General features: G+C 62.5%; 20 protein-coding genes and 3 tRNA genes. 17 read left to right on the top strand and 6 right to left on the bottom strand.

What is annotated here, in order from left to right; all coding sequences use genetic code 11:
• The 16 genes from CSC73_RS10825 (at position 1) to CSC73_RS10750 (ending at position 17,494) form a co-directional block, all read left to right on the top strand.
• Positions 1-423, top strand: coding sequence for an ExbD/TolR family protein (locus CSC73_RS10825; RefSeq protein ID WP_163840448.1), 423 nt, complete (start codon positions 1-3; stop codon positions 421-423).
• Complete coding sequence (msbA, locus tag CSC73_RS10820) at positions 420-2,165, top strand: lipid A export permease/ATP-binding protein MsbA (RefSeq protein WP_163840447.1); 1,746 nt, start codon at positions 420-422, stop codon at positions 2,163-2,165. The genes CSC73_RS10825 and msbA overlap by 4 nt, the downstream gene beginning before the upstream one ends.
• Positions 2,162-3,184 carry a tetraacyldisaccharide 4'-kinase gene (lpxK, locus tag CSC73_RS10815; protein WP_163840446.1) on the top strand — a complete coding sequence of 341 codons (1,023 nt, stop codon included), beginning with the start codon at positions 2,162-2,164 and terminating at the stop codon, positions 3,182-3,184. The genes msbA and lpxK overlap by 4 nt, the downstream gene beginning before the upstream one ends.
• A gap of 176 nt (positions 3,185-3,360) precedes the next feature.
• Entirely contained in the window at positions 3,361-4,146 is a 786-nt protein-coding gene (gene kdsB / locus CSC73_RS10810; RefSeq protein ID WP_163840445.1) for a 3-deoxy-manno-octulosonate cytidylyltransferase, read from the top strand.
• Positions 4,143-4,634: a low molecular weight protein-tyrosine-phosphatase gene (locus tag CSC73_RS10805; RefSeq protein WP_163840444.1), complete on the top strand. Its 492-nt coding sequence runs from the start codon at positions 4,143-4,145 to the stop codon at positions 4,632-4,634. The genes kdsB and CSC73_RS10805 overlap by 4 nt, the downstream gene beginning before the upstream one ends.
• Entirely contained in the window at positions 4,631-6,052 is a 1,422-nt protein-coding gene (locus CSC73_RS10800) for a redoxin domain-containing protein (protein WP_163840443.1), read from the top strand. Before CSC73_RS10805 ends, CSC73_RS10800 begins: the two co-directional genes overlap by 4 nt.
• An 11-nt stretch (positions 6,053-6,063) precedes the next feature.
• Entirely contained in the window at positions 6,064-7,920 is a 1,857-nt protein-coding gene (uvrC, locus tag CSC73_RS10795; RefSeq protein ID WP_163840442.1) for an excinuclease ABC subunit UvrC, read from the top strand.
• On the top strand, positions 7,920-8,567 hold the full coding sequence (gene pgsA / locus CSC73_RS10790) for a CDP-diacylglycerol--glycerol-3-phosphate 3-phosphatidyltransferase (protein WP_163840441.1): 648 nt from the start codon (positions 7,920-7,922) through the stop codon (positions 8,565-8,567). The genes uvrC and pgsA overlap by 1 nt, the downstream gene beginning before the upstream one ends.
• Positions 8,558-8,633: transfer RNA gene (locus tag CSC73_RS10785), tRNA-Gly, on the top strand. Before pgsA ends, CSC73_RS10785 begins: the two co-directional genes overlap by 10 nt.
• 91 nt (positions 8,634-8,724) lie before the next feature.
• Positions 8,725-8,798 (top strand) — tRNA-Cys (locus CSC73_RS10780).
• A gap of 105 nt (positions 8,799-8,903) precedes the next feature.
• Positions 8,904-8,990: transfer RNA gene (locus CSC73_RS10775), tRNA-Leu, on the top strand.
• Between the two features lie 330 nt (positions 8,991-9,320).
• Positions 9,321-9,605: a hypothetical protein gene (locus CSC73_RS10770; RefSeq protein WP_163840440.1), complete on the top strand. Its 285-nt coding sequence runs from the start codon at positions 9,321-9,323 to the stop codon at positions 9,603-9,605.
• A gap of 51 nt (positions 9,606-9,656) precedes the next feature.
• Positions 9,657-14,579, top strand: a complete 4,923-nt coding sequence (locus tag CSC73_RS10765) for an RHS repeat-associated core domain-containing protein (protein WP_163840439.1) — start codon at positions 9,657-9,659, stop codon at positions 14,577-14,579.
• Between the two features lie 28 nt (positions 14,580-14,607).
• Positions 14,608-15,273 (top strand): SMI1/KNR4 family protein, encoded by a 666-nt coding sequence (locus tag CSC73_RS10760; RefSeq protein WP_163840438.1) that lies wholly within the window; start codon positions 14,608-14,610, stop codon positions 15,271-15,273.
• A 236-nt stretch (positions 15,274-15,509) separates the two neighbouring features.
• Positions 15,510-16,421, top strand: a complete 912-nt coding sequence (locus CSC73_RS18475; protein WP_246197492.1) for an RHS repeat domain-containing protein — start codon at positions 15,510-15,512, stop codon at positions 16,419-16,421.
• On the top strand, positions 16,418-17,494 hold the full coding sequence (locus tag CSC73_RS10750) for a serine hydrolase domain-containing protein (RefSeq protein WP_163840437.1): 1,077 nt from the start codon (positions 16,418-16,420) through the stop codon (positions 17,492-17,494). Before CSC73_RS18475 ends, CSC73_RS10750 begins: the two co-directional genes overlap by 4 nt.
• A gap of 48 nt (positions 17,495-17,542) precedes the next feature.
• Here CSC73_RS10750 and CSC73_RS10745 read toward each other — a convergent pair whose 3' ends face one another.
• The 6 genes from CSC73_RS10745 to CSC73_RS10720 form a co-directional block, all read right to left on the bottom strand.
• Positions 17,543-18,406: a metal-dependent hydrolase gene (locus tag CSC73_RS10745; RefSeq protein ID WP_163840436.1), complete on the bottom strand. Its 864-nt coding sequence runs from the start codon at positions 18,404-18,406 to the stop codon at positions 17,543-17,545.
• A gap of 187 nt (positions 18,407-18,593) precedes the next feature.
• The gene (locus tag CSC73_RS10740; protein ID WP_163840435.1) at positions 18,594-19,835 is read right to left on the bottom strand and encodes a dicarboxylate/amino acid:cation symporter; all 1,242 of its coding nucleotides are present in this window, start codon (positions 19,833-19,835) and stop codon (positions 18,594-18,596) included.
• A complete protein-coding gene (locus tag CSC73_RS10735; RefSeq protein ID WP_246197498.1) occupies positions 19,832-20,521 on the bottom strand; it encodes a L,D-transpeptidase family protein in 690 nt (229 codons plus the stop codon). The genes CSC73_RS10740 and CSC73_RS10735 overlap by 4 nt, the downstream gene beginning before the upstream one ends.
• A gap of 215 nt (positions 20,522-20,736) precedes the next feature.
• Entirely contained in the window at positions 20,737-21,585 is an 849-nt protein-coding gene (locus CSC73_RS10730) for a MurR/RpiR family transcriptional regulator (RefSeq protein ID WP_163840434.1), read from the bottom strand.
• Positions 21,586-21,592: 7 nt separating this feature from the next.
• Positions 21,593-22,687, bottom strand: a complete 1,095-nt coding sequence (locus CSC73_RS10725) for a dipeptide epimerase (protein WP_163840433.1) — start codon at positions 22,685-22,687, stop codon at positions 21,593-21,595.
• A gap of 39 nt (positions 22,688-22,726) precedes the next feature.
• Positions 22,727-24,127 (bottom strand): C40 family peptidase, encoded by a 1,401-nt coding sequence (locus CSC73_RS10720; RefSeq protein WP_163840432.1) that lies wholly within the window; start codon positions 24,125-24,127, stop codon positions 22,727-22,729.
• A gap of 316 nt (positions 24,128-24,443) precedes the next feature.
• Between CSC73_RS10720 and CSC73_RS10715 the strand changes: the two genes are divergently transcribed.
• Positions 24,444-25,937 (top strand): transglutaminase-like domain-containing protein, encoded by a 1,494-nt coding sequence (locus CSC73_RS10715; RefSeq protein ID WP_163840431.1) that lies wholly within the window; start codon positions 24,444-24,446, stop codon positions 25,935-25,937.
• Positions 25,938-25,963: the final 26 nt, after the last annotated feature.

Genomic DNA, 25,963 nt, shown 5'->3' with positions numbered 1-25,963 from the left:
ATGCGCATCCGCGACGACCGCGCCCACGACGAACCGGAAATCAACCTGATCCCGTTGATCGACGTGATCCTGGTGCTGATCATCTTTTTCGTGATCACCACCACCTTCGACGCGCGTTCCACTCTGCAACTGCAGTTGCCCAACGCAAAAGGCGAACCGACGGCCGAGCAGACCAGGTCGTTGAGCGTGCTGATCAATGCCGAGGGCCGCTACTTCGTGGGCGACCAGGAAGTGCTGCGCACCGACATCGATGCGTTGAAACAGGCCTTGGCCACGGTCGGAGGCAGCGACCGCGCCCGCCCGGTGCTGCTGCGCGCCGATGCGCGCACGCCGCACCAGGCGGTGGTGACCGCGCTCGATGCGCTGGGGCAGCTCGGCTTCCGCACGATCTCCATCGCCACCGCGCCGGAGCAGAAGCGATGAACAAGGCGCTGCCGCCGGTCTGGCCTATCTATAAACGCCTGCTCGGCTACACCGGACGCTACAAATGGTTCCTTGCCGCAGCGCTGCTCGGCATGACCGTGGAAGCATCGGCCGGCTACGGTTTCGTGCGTTTGATGGACCCGCTGGTGAACCGTGGCTTCGTGAAACCCGAACCGTACATGGCGACGTTCCTGCCGCTGGCGATCATCGGGCTGTTCGTGATGCGCAGCCTGGCCACTTTCGTGTCGGATTACGGCATGGCCCGCACCGGGCGCAGCGTGGTGCGCGATCTGCGGGAGCAGGTGCTCTCGAAGTACCTCCGGTTGCCTTCTTCCCATTTCGATGTCGAAGCCACTCCGATAATGGTGAGCCGGCTCAATTTCGATACCGAACAGGTCACCCAGGCCAGCGCCGACGCCTTGAAGACCATAGTGGCCGACAGCCTGACCATCGTCGCCATGTTCGTACTGATGCTGCAGATGAGCGTCAAGGTCACCCTGGCCCTGATCATCATTGCTCCGTTGATAGGCGTGATCGTTTCCTTCGTGGGCAAGCGTTACCGGAAGATCAGCGGCGGCATCCAGGACGGTATGGGCAAGATGGCGCATAGCGCCGAGCAGTCGTTGTCGGCGCAACAGGATGTGAAGGTGCATGGCGCCCAGGCGATCGAGACTTCCCGTTACGCCAAGCTTGCCAACCGGATCCTCGGCCTGAACATGAAGGTCGAAACGACCCGTGCGCTCGCTTCGGGCACAGTCCAATTCCTGGCCGCTTTCGCGTTGGCGGCCATCGTTTGGGTCGCAACGCGCGAAGCCCTGGGCGGCAGATTGAACGCAGGTCAGTTCGTGACCTTGATGACTTCGATGATGGCGATCATTCCCTCCTTGCGCCGCATCACCAGCATCCAGACCCAGATATCGCGCGGAGTAGCCGCGGCCGAGCGTCTTTTCGGAGTGCTGGATGCACCCGAGGAACAGGACCGCGGACAAGTCCCTATTACCCGCGCGCGGGGCGAGCTGGTGTTCGACCGCGTGAGCCTGAGCTACCGGGGCAACGACGGATTGGTGCTCCGCGATATCAGTTTCACCGCGCGGCCCGGCACGATCACCGCCATCGTCGGCCGCTCCGGCAGCGGAAAGACCAGCCTGGTGCGGTTGGTGCCGCGTTTCTACGAGCCGACCGCGGGTGTCGTCACATTGGACGGCGTGCCTCTGGACGAATACAGGCTTGCCGACCTGCGCCGCCAGATCGCATTGGTGGGGCAGAAAGTGATGCTGTTCGACGACAGCATAGGCACCAACATCGCCTACGGGGCGCAGGCGAGCCACGCGGAGCTGCGCGCCGCGGCCGAAGCGGCCAATGCCTGGGAATTCATCGAGCGCCTGCCGCAGCAGATGGATACCGAGATCGGCGAGAACGGCGCCTTGCTTTCCGGCGGGCAGCGCCAGCGCCTGGCCATCGCGCGCGCCATCCTGCGCGATGCGCCGATCCTGATCCTGGACGAAGCCACGGCCGCGCTGGACAACGAATCCGAGCGCCTGGTGCAGAACGCTTTGCAGAAACTGATGCCGGACCGCACCACTCTGGTCATCGCCCACCGCTTGTCCACCATCGAGCACGCAGATCAGGTGCTGGTGCTGGATCACGGCAAGCTGGTGGAGCAGGGCACGCACGCAGAGCTGTTGGCCAGGGGCGGGCTGTATGCGCACCTGCACGGCATGCAATTCCGCGAGGCCGAGTGAGCAAGCTGCAGGATAAGACTCCCGCCTACTGGTACGGCGAAGCGACGCCTCCCTTGTCCGCACGCCTGCTGGCCGGATTGTACGGCGGAGTGGTCGCGTTGCGCGGCAAGCTGTTCCGTGCCGGTGTCCTGCGCAGCCGCAAGGTGTTGGTGCCGGTGGTGGTGGTCGGCAATCTTTCCGTCGGCGGTACCGGCAAAACGCCGCTGACCATCGCCTTGGTGCAGCGATTGCAGAAGGAAGGTTGGAATCCGGGCGTCGCCAGCCGCGGTTACGGGAGGCGCAAGGAAGCCATTGCCGCCTGGGTGGAGGCGGGCACTCCGCCTTCGGAAGGCGGCGACGAACCGGTGCTGATCGCACGCCGTACCGGCGTGAAGGTGCGCGTGGACCGCGACCGCGTCAAAGCCGCGCAGGCGCTCGTCGCGGCCGGCTGCGACGTGATCGTTTGCGACGACGGTCTTCAGCATTACCGGCTGCATCGGGACGTGGAGATAGAAGTGATAGACGGCGGGCGCCGTTACGGAAACGGCCGGCTGCTTCCCGCCGGTCCTCTGCGCGAACCGGCGCAGCGCGGCGCCGAATGCGATTTCCGCGTGGTCAACGGAGGCGACGCCAGTTTCGGCGAGTGGTCCATGCAGCTGCGCGCCGACAATGCGGTGCCATTGCAGGGCGGCCGCAGCCGGCCGCTCACTTCCTTCGGCGGCCACCGCGTGCATGCGGTGGCCGGAATCGGCAACCCGAAGCGGTTTTTCGAGATGCTGCGCGCGCTCGGCATTGGCGTGGTGCCGCATGCGTTCGCCGACCATCATCGTTATGTTCCCGGCGACTTCGATTTCGGCAGCGAGTTGCCGGTGCTGATGACCGAGAAAGATGCGGTCAAGTGCGCCGGCTTCGCCAACGAGTGGTATTTCAGCGTGCCGGTGACCGCGGAGCTGCCGGAGGCGTTCTGGGTGGCGCTGCTGGACAGGTTGTCGGAAAAACGGGCCGGGCACGCTGGCGAAGCAAACTTGGTTCAGAAGTAGAATCCATACCTCACAGACGTCATCCCAGCGAAAGCTGGGATCCATTTTGACTTTGCTTTTGCTTGTTTCTATGTACGGCAAAGAGCCAAATCGAGATCAAGATCAAGATGGATCCCAGCTTTCGCTGGGATGACGAGCAAAAGCAACTACGCTCTTTACAGATACCGGCTCCCGACATGAACGTACCGCTGGATTTCGTCGTCGCCATCCCCGCCCGCTACGCAGCCTCGCGCTTGCCAGGCAAACCGTTGCGCCTGTTGGGCGGCGAGCCCCTGGTCGCGCACGTCGCGCGCCGCGCGCTGGCGGCCGGCGCGCGCGAGGTGTGGGTTGCGGCCGACGATGAGCGTATTGCCGATGCCCTGCGCGACAGCGGCGTGCGCGTGGCCATGACGTCCGCCGCGCACGCATCGGGCAGCGACCGCCTGGCCGAATGCGCCGACATCGCCGGCTGGGCAGACGAGACCCTGGTCGTGAACCTGCAGGGCGATGAACCGTTCGCGCCCGCGCAAGGAATCCGCGCCGTAGCCCGGACCCTGGCTGCCAGCGGTGCGCAGATGGCCACCTTGGCGACGCCGGTGACCGAAGCCGCCGCCCTGTTCGATCCCAATACGGTGAAGCTGGTGCGCACCACAGCCGAAGCGGAGTGGGGCGATGCGCTGTACTTCAGCCGCGCGCCGATCCCCTGGCATCGCGACGCCTTCGCACTGGGCCGCGACGCGTTGCCGCCGGGGCAATGGCTGCGGCATATCGGCATCTACGCTTACTCGGCGGGATTTTTGCGCAAGTTCGCGAAAATGCCGCCCGGGCGGCTGGAACTGATCGAATCTCTGGAACAGCTGCGCGTGCTGGAAGCGGGCTTCCGCATCGCGGTCGCCCTGACGCCCGAACAGTTTCCGCCGGGCGTGGATACGCCCGAAGACCTGGCCCGCGCGGAAGCTTATCTGGCCGATGGTGGACGTTGAAGCTGCTGGTCGTCTGCCTGGGCAACATCTGCCGGTCGCCGCTGGCTGAAGGGGCTTTGCGTGCGCGCCTCGCCGCCTCGCCCCTCGCGGACCGGGTCCAGGTCGACTCGGCCGGGACCGGCGACTGGCATGTCGGCCAGCCGCCCGATCCGCGTGCCGTCGCCTGCGCGCGCGGGCATGGGGTGGATATCTCCATGCTGCGGGCCCGTCAGCTGCGCCAGCGCGATTACGCCGAGTTCGACTGGCTGCTGTGCGCCGATGGGCAGAACGTGCGCGACGCGCTGCGTGAGGCCCCGCCTTCCCAGCGGGACAAAGTGGTTCTGCTGACGGAATGGGCGCGGGTTCACGAGGGATGCGCCGTTCCGGATCCTTATACGGGCGGACCGGCCGAGTTCGAGCACGCTTGGCGACTGGTCGATTCGGCCGCACGGGCGGTCGTGGCCCGCCTGTGCGCGGAGTGGGACTCCGGCATAATCCGAGACCGATGAGCATCGCACCGACCCTCGAGCTTCCCAGCAGCCTGCAATGGCTCAACGCCCCGCGCAGCTCGCTGCACGAGCAGCGGGGGCGCGTGGTGGCGCTGGTCTTCGTCAACGCGGCGTCGGCATGGTCGTGGCAGCGCCTGCGCGATGTCGCCCAGCTGCAGACCCGCTACCAGGGCCGCCTGCAGCCGCTGGCGGTGCATGTGCCGCGTTTCGATTGCGAGCGCGATCCGCAGTACGTGCTGAAACAGCTGCGTCGGCAGGGCGTTGCCTTCCCCATCCTGCACGACGGCGACTGGCATGCGTGGCAGCGGTTCGAAGTGGAGGCCTGGCCCACGGTGCTGTTGATCGACGCCAACGGCCGGATACGCGAGCGGGTGGTCGGGCTGGACTCGATGGCCGAGCTGGAACGGCCGTTGGCGGCGTTGTGCGATGCGCTGCCGATGCCGACCGACGACGACGCCCGCGCGACCACAGAGACCGCCGCCGAGCCGCGCCTGCCCTTGCGTTTCCCAAGCGGCATCGCGGCCACCGGCGATCGCCTGTATGTGGCCGACAGCGGCCACCACCGTATTTTGGAATGCAACCACAGCGGACGCGTGCTGCGCCAGTTCGGCATGGGAACCGCCGATTTCGTCGACGGCGATCTGGAGCAGGCCGCATTCCGGCGCCCGCAAGGCTTGTCGCTGGTGCGCGACGTGCTGTACGTGGCCGATACCGGCAACCATGCCCTGCGCCGCATCATGCTGCGCAGCGGGCGCGTGGATACTCTTTGCGGCAACGGCCGCGCGGGCGAGCCGGTGGAAGGCGTCGTGGCCAATGCGCGCGATATCGCCCTCAATCAGCCCCAGGCGGTATTCGCCACCGACAGCGAAGTGCACCTGGCCCTGGCCGGCGACAACAGGATCTGGACCTATGGCCTGGGCCGTGGCGAACTGACCTGCCGCGCCGGTTCGGGCCAGTTGGAAGTGCGCGACGGCAGTGGGTCGATGGCGGCCTTCGCGCAACCGGTGGCGTTGGCGGCCGTGCAGCAGATGCTTTACGTTTGCGATGCGCTGGGGTCGTCGGTGCGCGCCCTGCAGCTGCGCAACGATATCGTTCAGACCCTGGTAGGCCAGGGCTCCTGGGAATTCGGCGATGCCGACGGTCCGCGCGAACGCGCGCGGCTGCAGAACCCGCAGGCGATCGCCCTCAGCCCGGATTCCCCGCTGCTGTGGATCGCCGACACCGGCAACGGCACCTTGCGCACCCTGCGTTTGGGCGGCGGCGAAATGGCGACCGTGCCGCTGTCGCGGCGCCTGCACGGCGTGGCCGGGCTTTCCATCGCCGCCGGCGCGCTGTGGATCGCCGAGACCGACGCGCACGCCGTATTGCGCTACGACCTTTCCAGCGGCGACCTGGGCCGGGTTGCGATCGACGAGTGACGGTTCCTGGCGTGGCTGGTAATTTCAATGGCAAGGAATTCGCGGCCGCGCTGAGCACGGCGCCCGGCGTGTACCGCATGTACGCCGCCGACGACAGTCTGCTTTATGTAGGCAAGGCCGGCGCGCTGCGCAAGCGCGTGTCCAGCTATTTCAGCAATACGCCCAAGAGTCCGCGCACGCACGCCATGCTGGCGCAGGTGGCGCGCATGGACGTCACCGTCACCCGTACCGAGGGCGAGGCGCTGCTGCTGGAGAACCAGCTGATCAAGTCGCTTGCGCCGCGCTACAACGTGTCCCTGCGCGACGACAAGAGCTATCCCTACGTGCTGCTCACCACCGAGCAGTGGCCGCGCATCGCCATGCACCGTGGGCCGCGGGCGGTGCCCGGGCGCTATTTCGGCCCTTATCCCGGCGTCGGCGCGGTGCGCGACACCCTCAACCTGATGCAGAAGCTGTTCAAGATCCGCAATTGCGAGGACAGCGTGTTCCGCAACCGCACCCGGCCGTGCCTGCAGCACCAGATCGGCCGTTGCAGCGCGCCCTGCGTAGGCCTGGTGGACGCGCTGGACTATTCGGAATCGGTACGCCGCGCGTCGCTGTTCCTGGACGGGCGCAGCGACGAGCTCACCAGCGAATTGAGCAATGCGATGGAAGCGGCCAGCGCGCGCCTGGAGTTCGAACAGGCCGCGCGCCTGCGCGACCTGGTCGGCTCGCTGCGCAGCATGCAATCGCGCCAGTACGTGGACGGACGGGCGGCGGATCTGGACGTGCTGGCCTGCGCCATGCAGGGCACCGGCGCATGCGTGCTGCTGCTGGCGTTCCGTGACGGCCGCAACCTGGGCACCCGGTCGTTTTTCCCGAAAACCAACGGAGAGGACAGCGCGGCCGAAGTGCTGGCCGCCTTCGTCTCCCAGTACTACGCCGAACAGACTCCGCCGCGGGAAATCGTGCTGGACCGCGAAATCCCCGACGCCGCGCTGATCGAAACCGCGCTGTCGGCCGCCGCCGAGCGCAAGGTCCAGCTGAAGTGGAACGTGCGCGGAGAACGCGCCGGCTACCTGCAGCTGGCGGTCCGCAACGCCGAGATCACCCTGGCCAGCGAGCTTTCCAGCCGCAACGCGCAGCAGGTGCGCAGCGAAGCCCTGCGCGACCTGCTCGGCCTGCCGGAGCCGGCCAAGCGCATCGAATGCTTCGACATCAGCCACACCATGGGCGAGGCCACGGTGGCTTCCTGCGTGGTGTTCGACGCCAACGGCCCTGCGCGTTCGCAATACCGCCGCTACAACATCACCGGCATCGAGCCCGGCGACGACTACGCGGCCATGCGTCAGGCCATCGAGCGCCGCTTCCGCCGCGCGGTGGAAGAGGGCGGGGTGCTGCCCGAAGTGCTGCTCATCGATGGCGGCGCGGGACAGCTGACCCAGGCGCGGGCCGCGTTGGCGGAACTGGGCGTGGACAGCGTGGTGCTGGTGGGCGTGGCCAAGGGCGAAGAGCGCCGCGCGGGCCACGAGACCCTGATCCTGGCCGATGGCCGCGAAGTCCGTCCGGGGGCCGCTTCGCCGGCGTTGCAGCTGGTTCAGCAAGTGCGCGACGAAGCGCACCGTTTCGCCATCACCGGCCATCGTGGCAAGCGCCAGAAGGCGCGCACGACCAGCAAGCTGGAGGATATCGCCGGCATCGGTCCGCGCCGCCGCGCCAGCCTGCTCAAGCATTTCGGCGGACTGGTCGGCCTGAAGGCCGCGGGTATCGACGAGATCGCCCGCGTGGAAGGCATCAACGCCGCACTGGCCGAACGAATCTACGCTAACCTGCATGGGCTGGCGCCCTCGGCGGCGCCTCCGGCTACAGGAAGCGAACAAGGCCCGTAATGAAGTTGACCCTCCCCACCTGGCTGACCCTGCTGCGGATCGTGCTGATCCCGGTGCTGGTCGCGGTGTTCTACCTTCCGTATGGCTGGACCAATTTCGCCGCAGTGGTCGTGTTCGTGCTGGCGGCGCTGACCGACTGGCTGGATGGCTGGATCGCGCGCCGCTACAACCAGTTCTCCGCTTTCGGCGCTTTCCTGGACCCGGTCGCCGACAAGCTGATGGTGGCGGTGGCGCTGTTCCTGATCGTGCAAGGCCACCCCACGCCGTGGATGGCGTTCTGGGCGGCGGTGATCGTGGGGCGCGAGATAGCGGTATCGGCCTTGCGCGAATGGATGGCCGAACTGGGCCAGCGCGCGAAAGTGAAAGTGGCTGCGCTGGGCAAGTTCAAGACCATCGTGCAGATGGTGGCTTTGGGTTGCCTGCTTTATTCGGTGACGCCGGCCAGCCAGCCGCAGGCGGACATCTGGATGGGAACGCTGGTTTTCCATATCGGGGACTGGCTGCTGGCCATCGCGGCCATCCTGACGCTGTGGTCCGGACTGCAGTATTTGCGTGCCGCATGGCCCACCTTGCGAGAGGATGAACGGGCAGCTGTTGACAGTTCGCGTAAGGACGGTAAAATTCCGCCCCTCACTACGCGGGAATAGCTCAGTTGGTAGAGCACGACCTTGCCAAGGTCGGGGTCGAGGGTTCGAGTCCCTTTTCCCGCTCCAGTTTCACGACGAAACCCCGTTCGCGGGGTTTTGTTTTGTAGGGCGCTTGAAAAGGCCCTGCGTTTGCGCCAGTCTCGGCGCGACAGTCACCGGCCTGGTGGCAGAGTGGTTATGCAGCGGCCTGCAAAGCCGCGTACGCCGGTTCAATTCCGACCCAGGCCTCCACCACCGGCACGCCGGTGGGCTCGACGAAGACGCCCGCCAACCGCGGGCGTTTTTCGTTGCCGGCCCGTATCATCACCAGGCCCGCTTTCGGCGGGCGGCTATCCCGCCCGGATGGCGAAATTGGTAGACGCATCAGACTTAAAATCTGCCGGGGGCAACCCCATGCCGGTTCGATTCCGGCTCCGGGCACCACTAGACGATCGGGCTAAGCCTAAATCCACTGAAACCCACCTTGCGGTCCTTCGTTGTTGGATAAAAAGCGGCTTCGGCCCGCTTTTTTCGTAAGGATATGTAAGCCTTGCCGGACGAAAAACGGCTGCAAGTGTTCTATCCAAGAATGGCGTGTCGCGGCCGCATACCGTGAGCCTTGGAACATTAACCGTTAATCGTTGCCTTTCGGCAATGCGCGGGATATATAGAAACGGCAGTGCCCCGCAATGAAGTGCTGAGCGGGGCGGGGGTTGTCTTAAGCCGATACAGGGGGCGCGTGTGGGCGGAGGGTCGCAAAGATTTGTTTTGCTGTTGGCGGCTTTGCTGCCGCTGTCGTTGTTGGCGCAGACAGCGGAAAAGGCGTCGTCCGGCATTCGTATGGAAGCCACGGTGGAGATCGCCGACTATCTGGCGCGCACCCGCGGATTGGATTCCGGCGACTACACCGTCGAGGCCATTCCTGAAGCCACGGGCCGGCTGGTTTTCAAGATAACGGTCAGCAACCCCGAGAAGGCGGCCGTCAATGGCGAAAGAGTCGTCGAGATATTCGTCGATTCCAAGACCTACGCTGTCGTCGGCGAGAACCAGGTCGAGTAACCGAATTCGAAGCATAGCCATAGAACGGCTCCAGGAGCCCGGGGATAAAGGATGGTTCGCGTAGCCGTAGCGGTAATGCTGTTGTTCTTTCATGTTTCTGCCAGCGCGCAGACGGCGGGGAAGTTCGCGTGGCAAGACACCGGGCAAAGGCTTAAAGCCAGCCAAGCGGTCACTCCTCTCGGCCCCGAGTTTTCCGGCGAGCAAGTAAGCCTTTCCAATGGCGCGCTTTCGTTCTCGGCAACCGACGTTAGCCTGCCCGGCAACGATTCGCTGCCGGTGGAGATATCGCGTTCTTATACGGTCAAGAACAGAAAGGACTACTACAGCGAGGAAATGTTCGCCGACTGGTCTTTGGACTTGCCGAACATCAGTGGGATTTTTACTCCCAACTGGGAGGTTTCCGGATCCGTTCCTGGTAATCGTTGCTCTACCACGACGGTTCCCGACCCACCGGGAGGCGGATACCTGTACAGCGACTACTGGCGGGGGCTGACACTCGAGTTGCCCGGCGGTGGCGGCGGCGACGTGCTGGTTGCCAAGCCGACCATCGCCAAGCCCTCGGCCGGAGGGCCTTATCCCTGGGTGACGGGGGACGGCAAGACCCATATCGCCTGCCTGTCGTCGGTGCTCAACACCACAGGCGAAGGCTTTATTGCGACTACTCCCGATGGCACCCGTTACTGGTTCAATTGGATGGCCCAGTATCGTGAGCCGAATCTCAACGCGAACAAAGTGCACATCCCCAGCGGTACGCCGGAGTACTTCTATGTGTCGCGCCGCAGAAACGTGCTGCTTGCGACCCGGGTGGAAGACAGATTCGGAAACGCAGTCACTTACACCTATACCAATGCATGGAATGCGCCGGCCAAATTGACCAGCATCCAACATGCCACCGATGGCCGGCAGATCACGCTGAACTACAGTGGGTCCCGTGTCGCGAGCATCAGCGACGGCACCCGAACCTGGTCTTATGCCTATGGCGGCACTTCTTCGGGGCGGGACACGCTCACGGGGGTGACCCTTCCCGACGCAAGTGCCTGGACGATCGGCTTTGCCGCCTTTACCAATGCCGAGATAAAGCTGAACGAGTCGCCCGGCACCGAACCCATTCGGTCGTGCACCAATCCCGAAATACCCTTGAATGCCTCCGAAGAACCGGTCGGTTCTATTACCCATCCTTCAGGCGCAACGGGTACGTTCACCGTCTATCTGCAGAAGCACGGACGGAGCAATGTCCCCGTTTCATGCGGCCATGTAAGCACTTACCCCGCTGGCTCAGCACCGGGCACCGGCAACAACACCAATGACGATGTCAACACATGGGCCAATGCGGACTATAGCTTCACCCTCAAGCAGAAACGCGTTTCCGGCCCGGGCCTGACGATAGCGGATTGGAACTACAGCTATGTGCCTGGTACCAGCAACTATCGGTATCCCGGGACGACCCTGCAGAACCCTGTCTGCAATTGGTCCTCATACAACTGTGCCGCCCCCATCTGTGTCTCCGATTCCTGTGCAGGGTCCAGCAAAACCACCGTCACCGAGCCTACCGGGGAATGGGTGCGCTATACGTACGGCAATAGTTATCTGTACAACGAGGGCAAACTGCTCAAGGTAGAAACGGGCACGGGCTCGGCTTCGCCGCTCAAGACCACCGAGAACGCCTACGACCTCACCAAGGTCAACCAGGCCTATCTTGCTTCCTATGGCACCAGCCAAAAGCCGGAAGGCGATGGATTCGTATGGGAATTCCATAGGCCACTGCTGCAGACCGTCGTGACCCAGGACGGCGCGACCTTTTCCTCGTCTGTCGATCTCTGCGGCGCCGTCCGTTGTTTCGACGCATTCGCCCAGCAAACCAGCGCGACCAAATCCAGTTCGCTGGGGTTCTCCAAGCAGGAGAGCTACGAATACGAGAACAACACGGGCAAGTGGGTGATCGGGCAGGTCAAGAAGATCACGGTCAACGGCATCGTGGCGGCCCAGGTGGGCTACGATCCGGTGACCGCCAACCAGTTGACGTACACGGCCTTCGGCAAGCTGCAGCAGACGTTGACCTACAACACCGACGGCACGGTAGCCACGGTCAAGGACGGCAACAACAACGTCACCACGCTGAGCAACTGGTACCGCAGCGTGCCGAGGACGATCCAGTATCCGGCCACGGCCGAAGCGCCATCCGGCGCCACGCAGACCGCGGTGGTCAACGACAAGGGCTGGATCACCGCGGCCACCGATGAGAACGGGTTCACCACCAACTACGGCTATGACGCCATGGGGCGCATGGCCAGCGTCGTCTATCCCACCGGCGACAGTACGGCCTGGAACACGGTGACGATGGCGTTCCAGAAGATCAACGCCGACGAGCATGGCTTGCCGGCCGGCCATTGGCGCGCGAGCCGCTACCAGGGCAACAAGCACATCAACACCTATTACGATGCGATGTGGCGTCCCATACTCGAAGAGCAGCTGGATTACGCCAATATCGCCGGCACTTTGAGCCAGACCGTAAAGCGTTACGACGCGATCGGTCGCTTGGCCTTCCAATCGTATCCGACCACCAACGTGGGCGATTTCAATTCCATTACCCAGGGCGTACGTACTACTTACGACGCGCTGGACCGGGTGACGCGGGTGGAACAGGATTCCGAACTCGGCGTATTGGCCAGCACCACTGAGTACTTGGCCGGCTTTCAGACCCGCGTCACCAACCCGAGAGGTTTTCAAACGGTAGTCCAGTACCAGGCATTCGATGTGCCTACGACCAACGCCCCTACCGGCATCACGACACTTGCCGGTACGGACACCACTGCGGTGGAGATATACCGGGACCTCTTCGGTGCTCCCACCCGCATCAAGAAGCGCAACGGCGACGGCAGCCTGCAGCAGTCGCGCTACTACGTCTACGACGCCAATCGACAGCTGTGCAAAACGATCGAGCCTGAAACCGGGGCCACCGTAATGGACTATGACGGCGCCGGCAACCTGAAATGGTCCGCTTCCGGCCATATCGATCTGCTCAGCCCTACCGACTGCAACAATGCCGAAGGCTATTGGTGGGGTCGCCGGGTGGACCGCAGTTACGACGCCCGTAATCGGCTTACGGCCCTGACTTTCCCCGATGGTCGCGGCAACCAGAGCTGGGCCTATACCCCCGATGGTCTACCGACCAGCATCACTACCTACAACGATCCCAGCAATGGTTCGCCCGTTATCAATGCTTACACCTATAACAAGCGAAGGATGCTGATCGGGGAGAGCGTCGCGCAGCCAGGGTGGTACAGCTGGGGGCTGGGCTACTCCTATGACCCCAATGGCAATATGCGGTGGCAATCCTACCCGACCGGTCTGGTGCTGGACTATGCGCCCAATGCTTTGGGCCAACCCACCCAGGTCAGTGACCAAAGCACTTATGCCTACGCCACGGGCGTGCAGTATTACCCGAATGGGGCGATCAAGCAGTTCACCTATGGCAATGGCATCGTCCACACGATGCTACAGAATACCCGCCAACTGCCGCAGCGCAGCACCGACAGCGGCGGCGCTCTGGATCTGGCCTATAGCTTCGATGCCAATGCCAATGTCAACCACATCTGGGACTATGCCCAGGATACGGGCAATGGCTTTTACGGCCGCTGGATGACCTACGACGGCCTGGACCGTCTGACTGATGCCGGTTCGTGCAGCTTCGGCGGCGATTGCTGGCATCGCTTCACCTATGACGCACTGGACAACCTGAAGTCTTGGAAGCTGCCTGGAGTGAAGGACTACGCCGAGTACGTCTATACCAATAATCGCCTGACCAACATCAAGAACACCGCCGGCGCCACGGTGGTGGGGCTGGATTACGACTTGCAAGGCAATCTGTTCAATAAGAACGGACAGGCCTACGATTTCGACTACGGCAATCGGTTGCGAAATGTGCCGGGCAAGGAGTCATATCGCTACGACGGGCTCGGCCGTCGCGTACTCAACTCGCGACCTGCCGACAATACGACGACTCTTTCGCAATACAGTCAGTCAGGTCAAGTGCTCTACAACGAGAACACCAAGACCTTGCTCAAGACCGAGCACATCTATTTGGGCGGAAGCTTGCTGGCCAACAGGGAAACCATTTGGGGCACGAGTACCGTGACAGCGAAGTACCAGCACACGGATGCGCTGGGCAGCCCGGTGGCGGTGACGAATATGGCGGGCGTGGTGATCGACCGCACCCACTACGAGCCCTATGGCGCGGCGATTAACAAGCCGGCGTACGATGGCATCGGCTACACCGGTCACGTGATGGATGGGGCCACGGGGCTGACTTATATGCAGCAGCGCTATATGGATCCCGGTATTGGACGGTTCCTGTCGGTGGATCCTGTAACGGCCGACAGTGGAACCGGAGCAAACTTTAACCGATATTGGTATGCCAATAACAATCCGTACAGTTTTACGGATCCTGATGGAAGAGTTGCAGGCAAGATTGGGAAAGCAATAGCGCTAACCGCAGCAGAGATGGCAGCAAAAAAGGCGCTGAAGGCAGCAAAAAATCGTGCAGTGAGAGCGGCTTGGAAAGAGGAGCGGCAGTTGATTGCGTCAGGCAGAAGAGGTACTAGGAACTGGACGGAATCACAAAAGAAAGAGCTGCTTGAAAGAGGTAAGGTGGATGGTTTTGAGGGGCATCATAGGAATACCGCTAACGGAAACGAAGACCTTGCCGGAAATCCGGATAACATTGAGTTCCTTTCAAAGCCAGATCACTCGGATACCCACATTGATGCCGGAGGAACTCAAGAGCCAATTTCGGGCCAGCCCCTATTTGATCGAACCGATAATGGCTCATTGCCAAGGCAGTACGATTCAAACGGTTACAAGATACAAGCTCTAAAAATAACTACATCAATCTTGGTGGGGGTGGGCACAGTGGCGGACATACTGGATAAACTCGATCCGCTTACATATGCCTTCTATATCGATGAAGTTAAATAATGCACAGGTTCTTTAGGTTGCACTGCCAATGAATGCCTCAGTTATTCGCGAAGCTTTTGCTGAATTGATCCACGCCCTTTCAAACAGCGTAGTTGAGAGTGGTGTGGTCTCATTGGCTGATGGAACGTTGCTTATGAAGGCTCCTGCCATAGTAGGGAAGAATGCACCAACTAGAGGCTATTTGCATGAGATATACGGTCCACTCGATGAGCAGGACATTGAAAGGATGCAAAACCTAATTGGTCGAGAGCTGCCGATACAATTACGGCAACTTTTTCTTGAGTGCAATGGGTTTAGTCTATTTTTTGGGTCGCTTTCAATAGGGGGGTATGTCAAGTCATTTTCACGTAGTAGTGAAAATTATTCTCCAATTAGCTTGGAGTATGGAAATACAAAAGAATTACCTGAGGAAGGGTCAGGGCTGACGGAGAGTGGTGATCAGGTTAGATTTGGTTTCTATTCGTATGGCGACGGATTCACCTTGGCGATCAATCTCCGTGGTAGTGGGGAAGTTCTTTTGACTCCCCAGCACAAGAAGGGCCCCGTGTTCTTTAGGTGGTCGTCATTGGCGGAGTTTTTACGCTTCGAAATTTCGCGAATGGTGCACTACTATTCAAAGAATGAAGAAACAATATCTCTATTCTCCTCCATTCCACCACCGCATTTATGTAATCAAGATCGCATGCTGAGTTGATGCATCCATCATGAGTTCGATAGGGCGAGTTTCAGCCCATCGCTCTTCGTTCCGACGCCACAGTACCTGACGCATGACAATGGTGAGCCAAGGCCCATCCTGCGTTGGTTTGTGTGCTGGAATGGGGCGGTGAACCCATGAGAACGTCAGCGATGAACGGTCGGAGGCGGCTCTTCCTGATGGGTTTGCTGGCGCTGGTCTGCTAGCTTCCCTGGTTCGGTGCGGGGGCGCAGACAGTGGAGTACATCCATGCCGATGCGCTGGGTACGCCGATCGCGGTAACCGATGCCAACCAGGTGGTGATCGAGCGCAGCGAGTACGAGCCCTACGGCAAGTTGTTGAACCGGCGGCTGACGGATGGGCCGGGGTTTACGGGGCATGTGCAGGATGCGGCTACTGGCATGACTTACATGCAGCAGCGCTATTACGATCCGGGCGCCGGACGGTTTTTGTCCGTGGATCCTGTTACGGCCGACAGTGGTACCGGAGCAAACTTGGGCAATCTGGCCAACAAGAACGGCCAGCTGTACAGCTTCGACTATGGCAACCGCCTACGCGAGGTGCCGGGCAAGGAGACGTACCGGTACGACGGTCTGGGCCGCCGGGTGCAGACCACCAAGATCGACGGCAGCCAGACGCTGTGGCAGTACAGCCAGTGCGGGCAGATGCTGTTTTCCTGGAACGGCCCCAGCAGCGAGAAGGCCCACGAGAACGTCTACCTGGGCGGTAGCCTGGTGGCGACCATCGACCACGACTGGCCCAGCAATGCGGTAATCGCGACCAAGTACCAGCACACCGATGCCCTGGGCACGCCTATCGCCACGACCGGCAACGCGGGCGCCTTCATCGACAAGAGCGAGTACGAGCCCTACGGACGGCTGGTCAATCGGCCGCTGACCGGTAATCCCCCCTTTTTTAGCAGTTGCCAAAAGTGGGGTAGTGGCTATGACGAGCGCTGCAAAGCGGTGGCTTCCCCGGCTGGGACCGGTTCCGCCCACCTTGGCGTGGTTATGTCGCCCCCATTGCGGTTTCGTCGCTCAGCCACACTGAAGCACGAGGACGCCGGATACCCTGCGGCATCGGGTTTCCGGCGCGGGGTCGCCCGAACCCTGTTTCCTTCCATTCCAGAAAATCGAGGCCACCGATGAGAATCCGGTTGTTCGTCGCCCTGCTGTTCATGGCACCCGCAATGGCGCAAGCCGCCGATCCCAGCGCTTTTGTGGAGTCCTACGCCAAGGAGCACCGGTTCAGCGGTTCTATCCTGGTGCAGGAAGAAGGCAAGGTCGTGTATGCGGGAAGTTTCGGCTTGGCCAGTTTGGCCTTCAACGTACCCAATACCCGCAAGACGCCTTACAAGATCGCATCAATCACCAAGGCGTTCACCGCAGTGCTGGTGCTGCAGCTGCGAGAGCAGGGAAAGCTGGACCTGCAGCGGCCCATACGGGCTTATCTGCCCGATTATGCGGGTGAGGGCGGCGACCGCATCACCGTGCATCAACTGCTCAACCATACTTCGGGGCTGCCAAACTTCGACACCGTGACCGATGCGGCCACGGCGCTGACCCAGGGACTACCGACTTACCAGACGCCCTACACCAGCGACCAGCTGCTTTCCAAATTCTGCAGCGGAAAACCAATCCACGCGCCTGGCGCGGTGTTCGAATACAACAACTGCGACTACATCGTGCTCGGCAAGATCGTCGAGCGGGTTTCCGGCATGCAATACGGGCAATTGCTCCAGGAAAGCATCCTGCGTCCCCTGGGCATGAACCATACCGGCCTGTTGCGCCAGGGCGAAATCATCGACGGCCTGGCCGAAACCTACTTCCAGCGCGATTCCAGCGGAAAACTCAGCGCCGACCTGCCGGTCTATCCGGAAAACTGGTACGCGGCGGGCGCGATGTATTCCACGGTCGACGATTTGCTGAAGTTCTCCGATGCCTTGTTCGGTTCGGGCCTGATCAGCGACGCCAGCCGTACGTCTATGATCGCGCCGGGGTTGGACGACTACGGCTACGGCGTATGGTCGTACGACACCAAGATGCAGGGACGCGAGGTGCACGCAGTCAAGCGGCCGGGACGCATCATGGGCGCGCAGACCCAGCTCTTCCATGTGCTGGAACCTGACGTCACCGTGATCCTTCTGGGCAATACCGACACGACGGACACGGACGAGTTCGTCTCGAAGATCGCCAAGCAAGTGATCGTCGGCGGGCAGTAGCGATGAATCGCATCAAAGCCCGGATATCGCGACCGGCTGGGTGGTCCTTCAGGCCACCTGGTCCCATGTGCGCGGTTGCGACTGTCGAGTAGGAGCGACCACAGGGGGTGTCGTGGACGCCAGTCGGGTCAGTACCTCTTCCGCCAGCGCATCGTTGCCGGTCTGAGAGGGGTGAAAACCGGGCTGCAGATAATCGAGCAAGTGCCTCAGCGTACGCCGGAACATGTGGTGCCTTGAACCCATGTGAGCTTCGATCTGACGCCAGGTTTCCTTGCGCCACAGGATTCCATCCTGCGCCAGCAGGTTCACGGCTTGGAAGCACATCAACGAATAGAACAAGCCAGCGGTGAGCGCGAAGCCCAGCGCCCGAAGCGCATAGTTGGGCGCAACCGCCTGCAGCAGATCGAACGCGACGCGCCGGTGCTCGATCTCCTCGGCGAAGTGCCACTCCATCAGGTCTTTTACCCGGGGATCCGCCCGCGCCAGGATTTGCTGCGACAGGAATTCGTGCCCGATATAGGCATTGATGTGCTCCACGCAGCTGACCAGCGAGACGCGCAAACCGATCGGGCCGAACTTTTCCATGACCCGGAAAACCAGCCTGTCCACATTCTTCTCGAAAGCGCGGAACCGGTAGCCCTGGGCATCCAGGTTGTCCCAATAGCGGGTATGGGCCACGCCGTGCTGCGCTTCCTGATGGATGAATTTCCTGCACCGTTCGCGCAACTGCCCGTTGCGGATCCGGGGCATGCACGCCTTCAGCGTGCGGACGTAGAACCCCTCGTTGGCCGGCACCAGGATGGTGTAAGCATTGAGGATGGAAGAAACGACTTCGTTGCCCGGCAACCAGTGCTTTGGGATGTCCGGCGAAAGTTTCGATGCGAAGCGGCGCGGGGTGATGGTTTCGCTCATTGACCAGTCAGTGTGCCAAGCGAAGCAGCACGCTGCAAATGTGAGCGACGGCTGACTTGATTGGGCAACGAAGGATAACGCGTAGGGCGGGCACTGCCCGCCGCTCTTCGTCGTGGCAAATGAAGCGGCGGGCAGTGCCCGCCCTACGCGATAACTGGGCTATCGCCTGATTCCAGCGGACTTGCATTCAATCGCCGATGCGTTCCTTTTCGGATTGCCTGGCCACCACGCTGGTAGCAGCCAGATCGGCGGTGACATTGCCCACCGTGGCGAAGACATCGGGGATGGTGTCGACGGCGAGCAACAGGCCCAGGGGCGCGATCGGCAGCCCCATCGCCTGCGTGACCGGCAAGTTGGTCGCCATGTAGCTGACTTGGCCCGGCAATCCCACCGCGCCGCAACTGATGATCACCGCAAGCGCGGCGCCGGTCGCCAACTGGGCTATGGACAGGTCGATGCCGTAGGCCCAGGCGATGAAAGCGGCGGCGCTGACGTACTGCACCGGGCTATTGATACGGAACAGCGAAACCGCCATCGGCAGGACCAGGGCGGTGACCTGCGGGGAATACCCCAGGCGCCGCTGCGCGATTTCCAGCATCGCCGGCAGCGAAGCCAGGGAAGATTGAGTGCTGGCGGCCACGACCTGGGCCGGAAGGATCGCTGCGGCGAAGCTGCGGATTTTTTCTCCGCCCCAGAAGACGGCGACCGGCAGCATCATCAGCGTGACCGACAGATAGAGCACGCATTGCAGCAGGATGTAGACCCCCAGCGCGCTGACCATGCTCAGGCCGGACTGTGCGCACACCGCCAGCACCAGCGCGAACACGCCCACCGGCGCCGCCCACAGCACCCACCTCACGATCACGATCATCGCGTCGGCGATGGCCTGGAAGAAATCAACCACCAGATCGCGACGGGTCTTTTCTATGCGGGTCAGCGCGAAGCCGAAGAACAAAGCGAAGACGACCAGCGGAAGCATCGCGCTCGCGGCAGCAGCGGCTATCGCGTTGCTGGGAATGATGGCGACCAGCGCATCGCTCCAGCCGGTGGCGGCGACTGCGGGCATCGTTCCAGCCGAACCGCTCAAGGCCTGCGCCAAGGCCGGGTCGCGCGGCACCAGCGACAGCAGCGCGGGGGCGGCGATGGCGGTGAAGAAGGAGCCGAAACTCAGCAGGATCACGAACACCAGCAGAGCGCGACGTGCGGTGCGGCCCGAGGAGGCGGTATCGCTGGCCGTCGTCACTCCTATGATGACCAGCGCCAGTACCAAGGGCACCACCGTCATCTGCAGCGCGTTCAACCATAGCTTGCCGATCGGTTGCACCAGCGCGGCCACCTTCGTAGCCAGTACGGTGTCGGACCAGGCAAGAGTCAATCCGATGATCGCGCCCAGAGCCAGGCCGAGCATGACGCGTGTGGTGGGTTTCATGGTTGGTCGTCCAGTGGGGGCAGCTTCCATTCGGCGCGAAGCTTGCGGTACTGCGCGTCCGGCATCAGCACGAAGACCGGGTGCTGGTCCGGCCGCAACCATGCGAGCAGGCGATCCATGGTCGGGTCCGCCATCGCCGTGCATCCGGCCGTGGCCTCGCCGGGCAGCTTCCACAGATGCGCGAAGATGCAGCTGCCTGCGTTGGGTCGGGCTTGCGGATTGTGTTCGATGACGAATCCAAGCCGATAGCGCTGGTCGCCAGGCTTACGAAGATCCAGGCGCATGGGTTCGGTCGAACCGGCCACCGCATCGGCGCCCACCGTATTCGCATCGACGATGCGGTTGTACAGCGGAGATCCGCTCACATCCATGCAGTAGTGCGATGCTTGCATCGCGGCGTAGGGCAGGGAAGTGCTGGCCTTTTCCGCATAACCGAAAGCCTCGCCGATGCCGAACACGCCGGCGGGACTGCGCCCGTCGCCTTCCTGCTTGGTCGGACCGGGCAGGCCGCCCGGATGCAGGCCCAAACCCCAGGCAGAGCCGTTGCGACCCACCGTGACCGACTGTGCCGTGCCGACCTCATGCCAAGCGCCGTCCTCGCGTTCGTAGGTCCGCAGCGTGCCATGGTCGGCGTTCCAGTCCGGGGTGACCACGACTACGGCCTGTCGGGCTTCTTTCCACGCCATGTCGCCCGATGGCGGCGCGCGGTGCGCGCAGCCGGCGAGCGCCAGCACGGAAAGGGCGACGATCGATATCAGCAGTTCTCCAGGAAACCGCCGAACAACCCGGATGTCATTCCGAGCGTAGCGAGGGATCTGCTGTTCTGCAGGTGAAAACAGATCCCTCGCTACGCTCGGGATGACAGGGCAAGGGTTCGCGTTCAAGCAGGCCATTCCTTCAGTCATGGTTTCAGCATCGGCTGGATCCGCTCCAGATTCGCCTGCAGTATTCCATAACGCTTCTTGCTGCCCTCGCAAATCATGACGTAGATGCCATCCAGCAGGTGCTGCAACGCCGAGTGGTACAACAGCGGCTCGATGTGCGGGCGTTCGTCGTGCGCGGAGACCAGCAACGCCAGGTCGGCGTGCGCGCGCAGGGCGTTGGAGGTATGCCGCGTCACCGTGATCACTTTGCCCTTGGCTTTGCGGAACTGTTGGCAGATCTGCGAAAGCGTGGTCTGCTTGCCGTCCTCGCAGAACACCAGCAGCGCATCGCCTGCGCTGGCCGCCGAGACGCTGGCGATCATATGGGCGGTGTCGAAGTTGTGCACAGTGAGAATGCCCAGCAGCGAAAGCCTCCAGGCGAAAGCGCGCGCGTGGATGTCGTCCTCGCCCAGGCCGATGATGAAGACCTTGCCCGCATTGCCCAGCGCGTCGGCGACCGCGCGCACCGCTTCGGGCGGGTTGATCAGGCGCGTTTCCTCCTCGGCTTCGGATTTGCGGCGCCACAACTGGCTGCCGTTGGCGCCGTTGGCGTCCTGGGTGGACGCGGCCGCCACCACGGCGTCGTCGCCGCTTTCGGCGCGCGCGACTGCTTCGCCGATCGAATACTTGAGGTCCGGGTAACCCTTGAAACCAAGTTTCTGGCTGAACTTGACCACGCTGGATTGGCTGATACGCAGGGCGGTAGCCAGTTGCTGGGAAGAATAGTCGCGGAGCAACTGCGCGTTCTCCAGGATGAAGTCGGCGATGCGGCGTTCGATCGCCGACATCTGATCGCGCTCGGAACGTATTTTCACCAGGGGCGACATGGCCACGTTACTCGATGGGCTCGAGGCCGCGGATCTCGCGGATGCCCAGGCCCGGCGCGTCGGTCACCGTGATCTCGGACTCGTTGAAGATGACGCCGCCTTCCACCGGGTTGAACAGGCACAGCGAAGGTCCGTCCAGATCCACCTTGGTGATGATGTCGGCCTTGGCCACGGCCACATGCACCGCGGCGGCGACGCTGATGCTGGTTTCCAGCATGCAGCCGATCATGCACTCGATGCCGTGCATGGCGGCGATGTCGGCGATGCGGATGGCATTGGAGATGCCGCCGGTCTTCATCAGCTTGATGTTGATGATGTCCGCCGCGCGCATGCGGATGAGCTCCACCACTTCCATGGGGCCGAACACGCTTTCGTCGGCCATGATCGGCGTGTGCACGCGCTCGGTCACGTAGCGCATGCCTTCCAGATCGTGCGCCTTCACTGGTTGTTCGACCAGTTCCAGCCGCACCCCGGCGTCCTCCAGCGTCTGCAGGGCATAGACGGCTTGTTTGGCGGTCCAGCCCTGGTTGGCGTCCAGCCGCAGCAGGGCGCGGTCTTCCACCGCCGCGTAGATCGCCTTGACCCGCTCGATGTCCACGCCGATGTCCTTGCCGACCTTGATCTTCAGCGATTCGAAGCCCCGGTCCACCGCGGCGATGGAATCGGCCACCATCTTGTCGATGTAGTCGACGCTGATGGTGATGTCGGTGGTGATGACCGGGTCGCCGCCGCCCAGCAGTTTGTACAGCGGCGCGCCGTAGAGCTGGCCGAACAGATCGTAGATCGCTATCTCCACCGCCGCCTTGGCGCTGGAGTTCTTCTCCATCGAGTTCTGGACCAGCTGGGTCAGGCGGTTGAGGTTGGCGATGTCCTCGCCGATCAGGCGCGGGGAAATGTAGTGGCGGATCGCATCGACGATGGAGCCGTGGGTGTCCCCGGTGATCACCGCGGTGGCCGGGGCCTCGCCGTAACCGATATGGCCGGTGTCGGTATGCACCATGATCACGATGTCCTCCACACGGTCCACCGTGCGCAAGGCGGTCTTGAAGGGCGTTTTCAAGGGAACCCGCAACATGCCGAATTTGATGTCAGTTATTTTCATGGTCGGTTCTTGTGCTCTGTGCCGATTTTAGGGGCTGTCTCAGGGGCGAATGCGGACGATGCTGGTGATTCGGTCTACATAAGTGGTTCTTTGATTGAACCGCAACGGCAGCAGCGGAGTGACCGAGACCGCGTTGAGATGCATGGAGCGCATGTTGCCCTCCGCATCCAGGAAGGAACCGCCGTTGGTGTCGTGGATCACGTAGGGCGCGCCGTCGACGCGGCCGATCATCATCATCACGTGCCCGGGGATGTAGATCAGATCGCCGACCTGCAACCGGTCGACAGCCGCCCGGCGAGGGCCGGGCCCGTCGTCTTTGCCGAAGGTGGTGCGGTCCAGCGCCGGGCTGATGCTCTGGTCGCTGGTGTTGCGCGGCAACTCCACGCCCATGCTGCGATAGACCTCGGAGACGAACCCGCTGCAGTCGCGACCGTTGTAGGAATGGCCCCAGCCGTAGCGTTCCCCCAGGAACTTGAACGCCTGCCGGATCAGGTTGGTGCGGGTAAGCGGCAAATAAGCGGCGGCCGTGTCCTGGTTCTTCTGCAGCAGCGCAGGCGCGAAGGCCAGCGCTCCCTGCGTGTCGCGGATCGGTAGTTCGACCACCCAGGAAGTGTAGGAATGCTGGCCGTTGATCAGCGCGTCGGAGGCGGCGCCGGCCAATGGCACCCGCACGCCCATATCCAGCTGCAGCTCCGAAAGCTGAGGTTGTTCGCGGGTGAATACGGTGGAGACTTTGGCGCCGGCGACGATGCGGTAAGGGGCTTTACCCAGGTGTCCGAACACTGCCGCCTTGGTGCCGGCCGCGATGTCCTCGGCCAGCGCCCATGCCTTGTAGTTGGGGCTTTCCACCCACAGCCATTTTCCATCGCGGCTGCGGTGGGCGATGGCCACCGGCGTTCCGGGGAACAGCGCGCTTTCCTGGAAACGGTCGATATCCGTATCGCCCTGCGAGCTGAAGACGCGCAGCTCGGTCGGGAATCTGCGCAGCGCCGTTCGCTTCAACGCCAGCCCGTATTGCGTGGGTACCGTAGCCGGAACCGCATCCAGATCCAGCGATTGCGCCAGTTGCTGCAGAGTGTCGGCGGATACCGCATTGCCTTGCACATCGTACAAAGGCCCGTCGGGCAGGGCGGACATTTCGTTGATCGAGTCGACGATCGTCTGCCGGGGCCTCGTTGCCGGCAACGCGGACAAATCGTTCATGGAAGCGTCCAGACGGAACAGCTTTTCGTTCTGCGCGGCGATGGCCTGGGCATCCATGATCACGCGGTCCGGCTGTTTGAGCCTGCCTATCCAGAAGTCCGGCGAAAGCTGCGCTTCGGTCACGCCGATTACGCCGTGCGGCGGGACGGTTCCCGGAGCCGGTGGGGGAAGTTCGCGTGCCTGTGAAGCGCCGCACAGCAGCAGCGCGGCGAGCAGGGTCGTGGGAAGGGTTCGCATGGTTTCACCTTCAGGCCGAAGCCAAATGGGGAAGAGCGGCCGTCATCGGCGTGCCGGAAGCGGTGTCGTGGATGAAGCCTGAAATGGAAAGCCCCAGCGCCGGAAATACCGACGGGCGGCAGCAGGTTCGCCAGAGTGGGCCAGAGCCGCGCGGATCATTGATTCCCCTTCCAAGCCAGTACCGGTCGATGCCCGGCGCAATTCGGAATACCTGATTCTTATAGCACATTCTCGAAGAATAAATTATTGACGTGCGGGAATCCGCATGTTAGACAGTCATCTTGCCGTCATATACCGCAGAGGCGTCGCGACCCGAATGGCCCGGTTGTCCCTCAATGCATCGATCGAACGATCCTGCTTCAGAGGCATCGCTGCGGCGTTCGCGTTCGCTTTGTTGTTGGCCGGACCGGCGTTTTCGCAAGACGCCGATGGCAAATTGGCGGAAGTGGTGACGCTGGTGGATGCGGGGCGGTTCGCCGATGCCGAATCGTCGATCGCCAAAAGCCTTGCTGCGGACAATCTTTCTTCCGGGAGCCGGTCGGCTCTGGAATTCCAGCGCGAACGCATGCGCAGGATCCTGCTGGACTTCACGCTGGACGAACAGGCCGCCAAAGCCCGCGTGCGCGAAAAAGTGCCGGACCTGCGCGACGACGAATTCGCGCGCTGGGATGCCGCCGGGCTGATCGAACACCAGGTGATCGATGGCCGCACGTTGTACTTCAACCGCGCGCCTTCCAATCTGTTCCGTGTCAGTGCGGAGGCGAGGGCACGCAGAAAGGTGCAGACGCCTTTCATCGACGGGCCGATGGAATCGGCCAACGCGCATCATCGACAGGTACGGGATGCGGCGCTGGGCAAGATCGACGCCAATGCCGGTTCGCGGCGGATCCGCGTCACCCAGTCGCTGACCGTCGATGCAGGTGCCGTACCTGCCGGCGAAACGGTGCGCGCCTGGATTCCGTATCCGCGCGCGATCCCGGGGCAGCAGGAAGACATCCGTTTCATCGAAAGCTCGCCAGTGGCGCACCGTATCGCTCCGGAGTCCGCATTGCAGCGTACGGTATATCTGGAGAAACCGGCAGTTGCGGGTTCGCCGACGGCGTTCTCCATTACCTATGAGCTGACCATCCGCGGCCAGTACCACGCCATCGATCCCGATCGGGTGGTTCCCGCGCCGCTTACCGCGGAACTGGCGCCCTTCGTGGCCGAGCGCTCTCCGCACGTGGTGTTCACCCCGGCGATCCGCGAGTTTTCGCGCAAGGTGGTCGGCGAGGAGAAGAATCCTTACCGCATCGCGCAGAAGCTTTATGCGGCCGTGGACAGGATTCCCTGGGCGGGCGCGCGCGAGTATTCCACCATCACCAACATCAGCGATTACGCGCTGCATGCCGGTCACGCCGATTGCGGGCAGCAGACCTTGTTGTTGATCACGCTGCTGCGCCTCAACGGGATCCCGGCGCGCTGGCAGTCCGGCATGGTTTATTCCGACGGCGACTACGACAACCTGCACGATTGGGGCGCGCTTTACCTTGCGCCTTACGGCTGGGTACCGATGGACGTCACCACCGGCCGTCTGGACGACGCGGACCCGCAGATCGCGGGCTTTTATCTGGGTGGGCAGGACGCGTATCGCATCGCGTTCAACGACGATTATTCGCGCGAGCTGGTTCCGGCCAAGCAGCACTTCCGGTCTGAGACGGTGGACTTGCAGCGCGGGGAAGCGGAATGGAGAGGCGGCAATCTCTATTTCGATCAATGGGATTACGGATTCGAATGGAAAATGCTGCCGTTAAAGAGCAGCGCCGAATAGCGGGGCGGGAACCCACCAACCAACTC

Origin of the sequence: Pseudoxanthomonas sacheonensis (genome assembly GCF_010093305.1) — a bacterium.
Classification (GTDB): Bacteria; Pseudomonadota; Gammaproteobacteria; order Xanthomonadales; family Xanthomonadaceae; genus Pseudoxanthomonas_A; species Pseudoxanthomonas_A sacheonensis.
Note: the sequence above shows the minus strand (reverse complement) of the source record. Positions and strands in the feature narration are given on the sequence as shown.